This window comes from Ideonella sp. B508-1 (assembly GCF_000333615.1).
Lineage (GTDB): Bacteria > Pseudomonadota > Gammaproteobacteria > Burkholderiales > Burkholderiaceae_C > Ideonella.
Genome location: NZ_BADL01000386.1, coordinates 1 through 10,350 on the forward strand (window position 1 = coordinate 1; position 10,350 = coordinate 10,350).

At 68.4% G+C, this 10,350-nt stretch carries 8 protein-coding genes; 7 read left to right on the forward strand and 1 reads right to left on the reverse strand.

The features are described 5' to 3' along the window. The 7 genes from I73_RS28345 to I73_RS15945 form a co-directional block, all read left to right on the forward strand. Positions 1-330, forward strand: a 330-nt coding sequence (locus I73_RS28345; protein ID WP_040500512.1) for a helix-hairpin-helix domain-containing protein, incomplete at its 5' end; no start/stop codon positions are given. Positions 331-389: 59 nt separating this feature from the next. Further along, the gene (gene infB / locus I73_RS15920) at positions 390-3,305 is read left to right on the forward strand and encodes a translation initiation factor IF-2 (RefSeq protein WP_022981524.1); all 2,916 of its coding nucleotides are present in this window, start codon (positions 390-392) and stop codon (positions 3,303-3,305) included. A gap of 84 nt (positions 3,306-3,389) precedes the next feature. Further along, a complete protein-coding gene (gene rbfA / locus I73_RS32685; protein WP_022981525.1) occupies positions 3,390-3,755 on the forward strand; it encodes a 30S ribosome-binding factor RbfA in 366 nt (121 codons plus the stop codon). A gap of 7 nt (positions 3,756-3,762) precedes the next feature. Further along, a complete protein-coding gene (truB, locus tag I73_RS28350; protein ID WP_022981526.1) occupies positions 3,763-4,731 on the forward strand; it encodes a tRNA pseudouridine(55) synthase TruB in 969 nt (322 codons plus the stop codon). Then, a complete protein-coding gene (gene typA, locus I73_RS15935; protein ID WP_022981527.1) occupies positions 4,728-6,557 on the forward strand; it encodes a translational GTPase TypA in 1,830 nt (609 codons plus the stop codon). The genes truB and typA overlap by 4 nt, the downstream gene beginning before the upstream one ends. After that, the gene (locus I73_RS15940; protein WP_234409527.1) at positions 6,554-7,477 is read left to right on the forward strand and encodes a DMT family transporter; all 924 of its coding nucleotides are present in this window, start codon (positions 6,554-6,556) and stop codon (positions 7,475-7,477) included. The genes typA and I73_RS15940 overlap by 4 nt, the downstream gene beginning before the upstream one ends. Positions 7,478-7,549: 72 nt before the next feature. After that, entirely contained in the window at positions 7,550-8,671 is a 1,122-nt protein-coding gene (locus I73_RS15945; RefSeq protein ID WP_022981529.1) for an enoyl-CoA hydratase/isomerase family protein, read from the forward strand. 30 nt (positions 8,672-8,701) lie between these two features. Here I73_RS15945 and I73_RS15950 read toward each other — a convergent pair. Next, a partial coding sequence (locus I73_RS15950; protein WP_022981530.1) for a phosphocholine-specific phospholipase C occupies positions 8,702-10,350 on the reverse strand: 1,649 nt, incomplete at its 5' end.

Genomic DNA, 10,350 nt, shown 5'->3' on the forward strand with positions numbered 1-10,350 from the left:
GAAGAAGTGGCCTATGTGCCGCTGCAGGAAATGCTGGAAATCGAGGGCTTCGACGAAGACACCGTCACCGAGCTGCGCAACCGTGCCAAGGATGCGCTGCTCACCATGGAGATCGTGCGCGAGGAGGGCGTGGGCGGCGTGTCCCAGGACCTGCGCGACCTGGAGGGGCTGAGCCCTGATCTGATCGCCAAGCTGGCCGCCGGGGGGGTGAATTCCCGCGACGACCTGGCGGACCTGGCCGTTGACGAGCTGGTCGAGATGACCGGAGTCGACGACGTCGAGGCCAAGGCGCTGATCATGAAGGCCCGTGAGCACTGGTTCAACGCCTGAACCCCCAGCGTCCCCACACGAGCATCTACGCACACGGTACCCAGACAAGGAATCCCAGAATGGCAGTGACCACCGTCGCCCAACTCGCCGCGGAGCTGAGCAGGCCCGCCGCGACGCTGCTCGAGCAGCTGAAGTCGGCCGGCGTCGCCAAGAACTCGCCCGAAGACTCGCTCACCGAGTCTGACAAGGAGCGCCTGCTCGAGCACCTGCGCAACGCGCATGGCATGAGCTCTGGCGGCGACCGCAAGAAGATCACCCTGACCCGCAAGTCGACCAGCGAGATCAAGCAGGCTGACGCGAGCGGCAAGGCACGCACGATCCAGGTGGAGGTGCGCAAGAAGCGCACCTTCATCAAGCGCGATGATGTCCCCGGCGGTTCCAGTGCCGAAGACACCGCCGCTGCGGAGGAAGCCGAACTCGCCCGTCGCGAGGAAGAAGCCCGCCGCCAGGCCGAGCTGATCCGTCAGCAGGAAGAGGAACTGGCCGAGAAGCGCCGTCAGCGCGAGGAGCAGGAGCGCCTGGAGCGCGAGGCTGCCGCCAAGGCCGCTGCCGAAGCGGCGGCTGCCAAGGCTGCCGCCGAAGCCGAAGCCAAGGCCGCCGCCGAGGCCGCTGCTGCGGCCCAAGCCAAGGCGGCCGCCGAAGCTGCCGCCAGCCAGGCCAGCGCCGAGGCCGCGCCTGCCCCGGCGCCCGTGGCAGCTGCACCCGCGGCCCCCCTGGCTGCGCCGGAGCCTGCGCCGGCCCCCAAGCCCGCGCTGCGCGTGGTGAAGGCGTCGGCGGGCCAGGATGCCGAGGAAGCCAAGCGTCTGGCCGATCTGGCCGAGCGCCGCAAGCGTGCCGAGGCCGAGGCGGCCGCCATCCGCGACATGATGGCCCGCAAGTCCAAGGTCATGGTGGCCAAGAAGCCGGAAGAACCCAACCCCGCCGAGGCCAGCAAGGAAGGCATCAAGGGCCCATTCAAAAGTCGGGGGCCAAGCCGGGCGCACCCGGCCCCGGCCGCGGCACCGGCACCGTCCGCGGTCAAGCCGGGCGACAAGAAGTCGGTCAAGTCCGAGAAGCTGTCCTCCAGCTGCGCGGACGACTTCAAGAAGCGGGGCGCCCCGGGCAAGCCGCGCACCGACCTGTCGAGCAACCGACCGGGCTGGCGCGCGCCGCGCGGTGGTCGCCGCGGTGATGGGCGTGACGATCGCGCCAGCACCTTCCAGGCGCCGACCGAGCCGGTGGTGCAGGAAGTGCACGTGCCCGAAACCATCTCGGTGGCCGATCTGGCGCACAAGATGTCGGTCAAGGCCAGCGAAGTCATCAAGAAGATGATGCTGCTGGGCCAGATGGTCACCATCAACCAGCAGCTGGACCAGGAAACGGCCATGATCGTGGTCGAGGAAATGGGCCACAAGGCGCTGGCCGCCAAGCTGGACGACCCGGAAGCCTTCTCCGAGGAGGAAGAGGCCGCCGCCGGTGGCGACGCCCTGCCGCGCGCCCCGGTGGTGACCGTCATGGGTCACGTCGACCACGGCAAGACCTCGCTGCTGGACTACATCCGCCGCAGCCGCGTGGCCGCGGGCGAAGCCGGCGGCATCACGCAGCACATTGGTGCGTACCACGTGGAAACCCCGCGCGGCATGGTCACCTTCCTGGACACCCCGGGTCACGAGGCCTTCACGGCCATGCGGGCCCGTGGTGCCAAGGCCACCGACATCGTCATCCTGGTGGTGGCGGCCGACGACGGCGTCATGCCGCAGACCAAGGAAGCCATCAGCCACGCCAAGGCGGCCGGTGTGCCCATCGTGGTCGCGATGACCAAGATCGACAAGCCTGAAGCCAACCCCGATCGCCTCAAGAGCGAGCTGGTGGCCGAAGAGGTGGTGCCGGAAGACTTCGGTGGCGACAGCCCCTTCGTCGGCGTCTCCTCCAAGACCGGCCAGGGCATCGACGAGCTGCTGGAGCAGGTGCTGCTGCAGGCCGAAGTGCTGGAACTGAAGGCACCGGTGGACGCGATGGCCAAGGGCATCGTGATCGAAGCCCGCCTGGACAAGGGCCGCGGCCCGGTCGCCACGGTGCTGGTGCAGTCGGGCACGCTCAAGCGTGGCGACGTGGTGCTGGCCGGCGCCAGCTATGGCCGCGTGCGCGCCATGCTGGACGAAGACGGCAAGAACACACTCGAGGCCGGTCCCTCCATCCCGGTGGAGATCCAGGGCCTGACCGAGGTGCCCGCCGCCGGTGACGACTTCATGGTGCTGGCCGACGAACGCCGGGCCCGCGAAATCGCCACCTTCCGTCAGGGCAAGTACCGCGACGTCAAGCTGGCCAAGCAGCAGGCCGCCAAGCTGGAGTCCATGTTCGACAACATGGGCGAAGGCCAGGCCCAGGTGCTGCCGTTGATCGTCAAGGCCGACGTGCAAGGTTCGCAGGAAGCCCTGGTGGCCTCGCTGCTCAAGCTCTCGACCGACGAGGTGCGGGTGCAAGTCGTGCACGCGGCCGTGGGCGGCATCAGCGAGTCGGACGTCAACCTGGCGATCGCCTCCAAGGCCGTCATCATTGGCTTCAACACCCGTGCGGACGCCAACGCCCGCAAGGTGGCCGATGGCAATGGCGTGGACATCCGTTACTACAACGTCATCTATGACGCGGTGGACGAGGTGAAGGCGGCGATGGCCGGCATGCTGGCTCCGGAGCAGAAGGAAGAGATCATCGGCATGGCCGAGATCCGCGTGGTGTTCGTGGCCTCCAAGATCGGCACGATCGCCGGCTCGATGGTCACCTCCGGCGTCGTGCGCCGCAACGCCAAGTTCCGCCTGCTGCGCGACAACATCGTGGTCTACACCGGCGACGTCGAGTCGGTCCGTCGCGAGAAGGACGACGTGCGCGAAGTCAAGGAAGGCTTCGAGTGCGGTATCAAGCTCAAGAACTACACCGACATCAAGGAAGGCGACCAGCTCGAGATCTTCGAGATCAAGGAAGTGGCACGCACCTTGTAAAACGGGTGGCGCTGCTCGCAGCAAGACCCCGCCGAACCCGGCGGGGTTTTTGCTTCAGCGGCCCGACCTGGCAGGAGCACATTCATGCGACACAAACGCAGTCTCCCCAACCGCAGCTTCCGGGTGGCCGACCAGATCCAGCGCGATGTGGCCGAGCTGATCCGCGAGCTGAAGGACCCCCGCATCGGCATGGTCACGATCAATGCCGTGGAGGTCACGCCCGACTACGCCCATGCCAAGGTGCTGTTCTCGCTGCTGGTGGGTGATCCGGTGGCCAGCGAGGCCGCGCTCAACGAGGCCGCCGGCTTCGTGCGCAACGGTCTGTTCAAGCGCCTGTCCATCCACACCGTGCCGACGCTGCATTTCAAGTTCGACCAGACCACCGAGCGTGCGGCCGGTCTGAACGCGCTGATCCAGCAGGCCAACGCGAACCGGGCCAAGGATGACTGAGCTGGTCATGAACGACACCCCGGTCTCGGCACCGCGGCCGCGCATCGTGCGCCGGCCGGTGCATGGCGTGCTGTTGCTCGACAAGCCGTTGGGCCTGTCGAGCAACGACGCGCTGCAGAAGGCCAAGCGCCTGTTCCGCGCCGAGAAGGCCGGGCACACCGGCACCCTGGATCCGCTGGCCTCCGGCCTGCTGCCCCTGTGCTTCGGCGCGGCCACCAAGTTCTCCCAGGCCAGCCTGGAGGCCGACAAGGCCTATGCCGCCACCCTGCGCCTGGGCCAGACCCGGGTGGGTGGCGACATGGAGGGCGAGATCGTCCGCGAGCGCCCGGTCGAGGTGACGATGGCCGCCATCGAGGCCGCCTGCGCGCGCTTCACCGGCCTGATCTCCCAATTGCCGCCGATGCATTCCGCCCTCAAGAAGGACGGCAAGGCGCTTTATGAATACGCCCGGGCCGGGATCGAGGTGGAACGTGAGCCGCGCCAGGTGCGCATTCACGCCATCGACATCCTGGGCTGGGATGCTGTGGCCTGCACCCTCCAACTGGCGGTGCGTTGCAGCAAGGGCACCTACATCCGCACCCTGGCCGAGGACATCGGCGAGGTGCTGGGTTGCGGTGCCCACCTGGCCGGGTTGAGGCGCACCCACAGCGGCGGTCTGGACGTGGCCCATGCGGTCACGCTGGACCGGCTCGCCGAGCTCGACGAGGCCGGACGGGACGCGCTGCTGCGCGGCCCGGACTGCATGCTCGCCGACTGGCCCGCTGTGTGCTTGCCGATGGACGAGGCCGGCCGCTTCCTCACCGGGATGCGGCGCAAGGTGCAGACGCCCGACATGCCGGCGGTGCGCGTCTACGGGCCCAACCCATCCACCTTCCTGGGCAGTGCCCATGTCACCGCCGGTGAACTGATCCCCGACCGCCTGCTCAGCCCCATTGAGGTGCAGGCCCTGCTGGTCAACCAGAAAGAAACACCATGAGCCGTCAGATTCGCAACATCGCCATCATCGCCCACGTCGACCATGGCAAAACCACCATGGTCGACCAGTTGCTCCGCCAGTCGGGCACCTTCGCCGAACACGAGAAGGTCGTCGACACCGTGATGGACAACAACGCCATCGAGCGTGAGCGGGGCATCACCATCCTGGCCAAGAACTGCGCGGTCAGCTGGGAAGGCACCCACATCAACATCGTCGACACCCCGGGGCACGCGGACTTCGGTGGCGAGGTGGAGCGCGCCTTGTCCATGGTGGACGGCGTGGTGCTGCTGATCGACGCCCAGGAAGGCCCGATGCCGCAGACCCGCTTCGTGACCAAGAAGGCGCTGGCCCTGGGCCTCAAGCCCATCGTCGTGGTCAACAAGGTGGACAAGCCGGGTGCCAAGCCGGATGCCGTGATCAACGCCGCCTTCGACCTGTTCGACAAGCTGGGCGCCACCGATGAGCAGCTGGACTTCCCGGTGGTCTATGCCTCGGGCATCAACGGCTGGTCCTCGCTGGAAGAAGGCGAGCCCGGTGCCCAGTGGGGTCCGGACATGTCGGCCCTGTTCAACACCATCCTCAAGCATGTGCCCACCCACCAGGGCAACCCGGACGCTTCGCTGCAGCTGCAGATCTCGGCGCTGGACTACTCCTCCTTCGTCGGCCGCATCGGCGTGGGCCGCATCAGCCAGGGCACCCTGAAGCCCTCGATGGACGTGCTGGTGATGGAAGGCCCGGATGGCAAGAGCTTCAAGGGCCGCGTCAACCAGGTGCTGACCTTCCAGGGCCTGGACCGCGTGCAGGTGACCGAAGCCGGCCCCGGCGACATCGTGCTGATCAACGGCATCGAGGACATCGGCATCGGCGTCACGCTGACCAGCCCCAGCGATCCGGCCCCGCTGCCGATGCTGAAGGTCGACGAGCCCACGCTGACGATGAACTTCTGCGTCAACACCTCGCCGCTGGCCGGCCGGGAAGGCAAGTACGTCACCAGCCGCCAGATCTGGGACCGCCTGCAGAAGGAACTGCAGAGCAATGTGGCCCTGCGTGTCTCCGAAACCAGCGAGGACGGTGTCTTCGAGGTGATGGGCCGCGGCGAACTGCACCTGACCATCCTGCTGGAAAACATGCGCCGCGAGGGCTACGAGCTGGCCGTGGGCAAGCCGCGCGTGGTGTTCCGTGACATCGACGGCGTCAAGTGCGAGCCGATCGAAATGGTCACTGCCGACGTGGAAGAGCAGCACCAGGGCGGCGTGATGCAGGCCCTGGGCGAGCGCAAGGGCGAACTGGTGAACATGGAGCCGGACGGCCGTGGCCGCGTGCGCCTGGAGTACCGCATCCCGGCGCGGGGCCTGATCGGCTTCTCCAACGAGTTCCTGAACCTGACCCGTGGCTCGGGCCTGATCTCCAACATCTTCGACGGCTACGAGCCGCACAAGGGCGAGATTGCCGGCCGCAAGAACGGCGTGCTGATCTCGATGGATGCCGGTGAGATCTTCACCTACGCCCTGGGCAAGCTGGACGACCGTGGCCGCATGTTCGTCAAGCCGAACGACCCGGTGTACGAAGGCATGATCGTCGGCATCCACAGCCGCGACAACGACCTGATCGTCAACGCCACCCGCACCAAGCAGCTGACCAACTTCCGCGTCAGCGGCAAGGAAGACGCGATCAAGATCACGCCGCCGATCGAGCTGACGCTGGAGTACGGTGTCGAGTTCATCGAGGACGACGAACTGGTCGAGATCACGCCCAAGTCGATCCGCCTGCGCAAGCGCCACCTGAGCGAACACGACCGCAAGCGCGCCGCCCGCGAAAGCGCATGAGCCCCGTGGCCCCCATGATGAGCCACCGCCGCGCGGTGGCCACCATGGTGCTGGCCACGCTGCTCTGGAGCATCGCCGGGGTCGTCACCCGGCACCTGGACTCGGCCGCCTCCTTCGAGGTGACCTTCTGGCGCAGCGCGGCCAATGCGCTGGCCATGGCCGTGCTGCTGGCCTGGCAGATGGGCCCGAGCCTGCTGTGGCGCAGCCTGCGTCAGGGCGGGGCGGTGCTGTGGTGGTCCGGCCTGGGCTGGGGCGTCATGTACACCGCCTTCATGGTGGCGCTCACGCTGACCACCGTGGCCAATGTGCTGATCACCGAGGCGCTGTCGCCCCTGTTGACTGCGTTGATCGCCCGTTTCGTGCTCAAGCAGCAACTGCCGCTGCGCACCTGGGTGGCCATCGCCATGGCCAGTGGCGGCATCGCCTGGATGCATGCCTCCCATGTGTCCGGCGGCGACCTGCGCCATCTGCTGGGCACGGGCCTGGCCCTGCTGGTGCCGCTGTGCAGTGCCCTGGTGTGGGTGCTGATGCAGGTGAACGCCCGCCGGACCGCGGCCCGCCAGCAGGACCTGTCGGCCGCGGTGCTGATCGGCGCCGTGCTGTCGGCCGCCATCTCGCTGCCTCTGGCCTGGCCGCTGCGGGCGTCGGCCCATGACCTGCAGTTGCTGAGCCTGCTGGGCGTGGTGCAGCTGGCCATTCCCTGCATGATGGCGGTGGCCGCCGGCCGGGTGCTCAAGGCCCCGGAAGCCTCGCTGCTGGGCCAACTCGAAATCGTCTTCGGCGTGGCCTGGACCTGGCTGGGCACGGCCGAGGCGCCCACCCCGGCGGTGCTGGGCGGCGGCCTGCTGGTGCTGGGTGCGCTGACCGCCAACGAGGGCCTGGCCCTGTGGCGCAGCCGGGCCACGGTCGCACGGGGCTGAAGCGCCCCCGTTTTCGACGACGGCACAATGCAGCGATGAGCCGGCCTATCGACCGGCCGGAGACACGCTCGCATGCATTCCGATGATTTCTCGCCCGCCTTGTGCTCGGGTGGCCAGGTGCTGGCCCGCCGTCAGGGGCCGCTGGGCCTGATCACCCTCCACCGCGCCGCGGCGCTCAACGCGCTGTCCCTGGGCATGGTGCGCGACCTGACCACCGTGCTGCTGCAGTGGCGCGCGGACCCGGCGGTCCAGGCCGTGCTGGTGCAGGGCGCCGGCCGCGAGGGCAAGCCGCCGGCTTTCTGCGCGGGCGGCGACATCCGCTTCTTCCATCAGGCGGCCCTGGCCGGCGATCCACGGCTGGAGGACTTCTTCACCGAGGAATACGCCCTCAACCACCTGATTCACCAGTATCCCAAGCCTTACATCGCGCTGATGGACGGGGTCTGCATGGGCGGCGGCATGGGCATCAGCCAGGGCGCCTCGCTGCGGGTGGTGACCGAGTTCAGCAAGCTCGCCATGCCCGAGACCCACATCGGCCTGTTCCCGGATGTGGGCGGCGGCTGGTTCCTGGCCCGCTGCCCGGGCCATGTGGGCGAGTACCTGGCCTTGAGCGGTGAAGTGCTGGGCGCGGCCGACGCCATCGCCTTCGGCCTGGCCGATGTGCAGCTGCCCTCGGCCGTTCTGCCGGCCCTGGTGGAGGCGCTGGGCGATGGCTCGAGCAGCAGCGGCGCCCAGCTGGAGGCGGCGGTGCGCGCACGCGCACAGCATGCTGGCGAGGTCCGGCTGGCGGCGCTGCAGGGGCAGATCGACCTGCATTTCAGCCGCCCCACGCTGGGCGACATCATCACCTCGCTGACCGGTGACGACAGCGACTGGGCACGACACACCCTGGGCGCGCTGCGCAAGCGTTCGCCACTGATGATGGCCGTCGCGCTGGAGCAGGTGCGCCGGGCCCGCCACATGAGCCTGGCGGACGATCTGCGCATGGAGCGTGACCTGGTACGCCAGTGCTTCCAGCTGCGTCCGGGCACGGCCAGCGAGACGGTGGAGGGCATCCGCGCGCTGGTGATCGACAAGGACCACCAGCCGCGCTGGAACCCGGCCCGGGTGGAGGACGTGACCCCCGAGCAGGTGGCGGCCTTCTTCGCCAGCCCCTGGCCCGCGGTGGTCCACCCGCTGCGCGCGCTGGACTGAGCCGGCGCGCGACACCGGTGCAGGGCGCGCTCAGCCCTTGAGCTTCAGGCCACCCATCATCGGGTCGCTGACGCTGGGCTTGCCGGTTTCCACGTGGCCCGCCAGGCGGATCTGGAAGCTGCTGTCGCCGGCGGCGGTCACGACGATGTCGTACCAGCCGAAGGTGCGGTGCAGCGACCAGCTGACCGACTGCATGGCCCCGGCGGCCAGGCTCAGCGTCTGGCTCTGGCCGCTGTAGCGGTCCACCAGCGTCAGGGCCACGGTCGCCTTGCCGGCATTGCTGAAGGTCACGGTCACGCCCTCGTCGCCCGGCACCGGGGTGTAGACCACACTGGTCTCGACCCGCACCGCGCTCTTGGCCGCGCCACCCTGGTAGCGGCGCAGGAAGCCGTTGGGGCCGGAGACCGCCAGGTCATAGCTGCTGGCACCGGCCGAGAGCAGGTCCCACTGGCCCTTGAGCGCCTGGCCAGGCTCGACGGTGTAGTTGCGCGGCGCATCGGCCGTGGTGCGGCTGCGCACCTGGAACACCGCGGTGGCATGGCCTTCGTTGATGAAGTCCAGCACATAGAGGCCCTTGTCGGCCTTCAGGTGGCCGTTGGCCTGCAGCGCATAGGGCAGGGCGCGGGCGCGGCGCACGCCGGTTTCCTGCACCGGCAGCTGCGGGTTGGTGGGGGCCACCACCACGTAGTCGGCATGGCGCTCCAGATCGACCGGGAAATAGGCCGAGGTGCTGGGCAGGGTCGGCACCTTGGCGTTGGGCGTGGCGAAGTTGAAGGCCGAGGTCAGGTCGCCCGTCACGGCGCGGCGCCACGGGGTGATGTTGCTCTCGCTCACCCCGAAGCGGGCTTCCAGGAAGCGGATCACCGAGGTGTGGTCGAAGACCTGCGAGTCGACCCAGCCGCCCTTGCTCCAGGGCGAGACGACCAGCATCGGCACCCGCATGCCCAGACCGTAGGGGCCGGCCGGGTGGCTGCTGTCACCCGCGAAGAGCTCGTTGGTGGTCTTGACGGTGGAAGCCCCCAGGCTGCTGTTGGCCGGCGGGGTGGGGGGCGACATGTGGTCGAAGAAGCCGCCTTCCTCGTCGTAGTTGATGAACAGCACCGTCTTGCTCCAGACGGCCGGGTTGGCGGTCAGGGCGTCCAGGAACTGCGAGACGAACCAGGCGCCGTAGTCGGCCGGGTGGTTGGGGTGCTCGCTGTAGGCCTCGGGGGCGACGATCCAGGAGACCTGCGGCAGCTTGTTGTTGGCCACGTCCTGGCGGAACTGGGTCACCAGGCCGTTGGGGTCGCGGTTGCTGTTGACGATGGCGGTGCCCGTCTTGGCCTTGTCGGCCAGCGGCGTGCCGGCCACGGCGTTCTGGTACTGGTGGAAGTACAGCAGCGAGTTGTCGCCGTAGTTGCCGATGTAGGGGTCGCTGGTCCAGCCCCAGTAGCCGTCGGCGGTCAAGCCGGTGCCGGTGTCCTGGTAGATCTTCCAGCTGATGCCGGCGGCCTCCAGGCGCTCGGGGTAGGTCTTCCAGTCGTAGCCGGCTTCGGCATTGGTGATGACCGGGCCACCGCCCTTGCCGTCGTTGCCCACCCAGCCCGTCCACAGGTGGTAGCGGTTGGGGTCGGTCGGGCCCATCAGCGAGCAGTGGTAGGCATCACAGACGGTGAAAACGTCGGCCAGCGCGTAGTGGA

Excerpts from the sequence above, each read along its gene's own strand:
- typA (WP_022981527.1), top strand. The coding sequence starts at position 4,728 with ATGAGCCGTCAGATTCGCAACATCGCCATCATCGCCCACGTCGACCAT.
- truB (WP_022981526.1), top strand. The coding sequence starts at position 3,763 with ATGAACGACACCCCGGTCTCGGCACCGCGGCCGCGCATCGTGCGCCGG.
- infB (WP_022981524.1), top strand. The coding sequence starts at position 390 with ATGGCAGTGACCACCGTCGCCCAACTCGCCGCGGAGCTGAGCAGGCCC.
- I73_RS15945 (WP_022981529.1), top strand. The coding sequence starts at position 7,550 with ATGCATTCCGATGATTTCTCGCCCGCCTTGTGCTCGGGTGGCCAGGTG.
- rbfA (WP_022981525.1), top strand. The coding sequence starts at position 3,390 with ATGCGACACAAACGCAGTCTCCCCAACCGCAGCTTCCGGGTGGCCGAC.
- I73_RS15940 (WP_234409527.1), top strand. The coding sequence starts at position 6,554 with ATGAGCCCCGTGGCCCCCATGATGAGCCACCGCCGCGCGGTGGCCACC.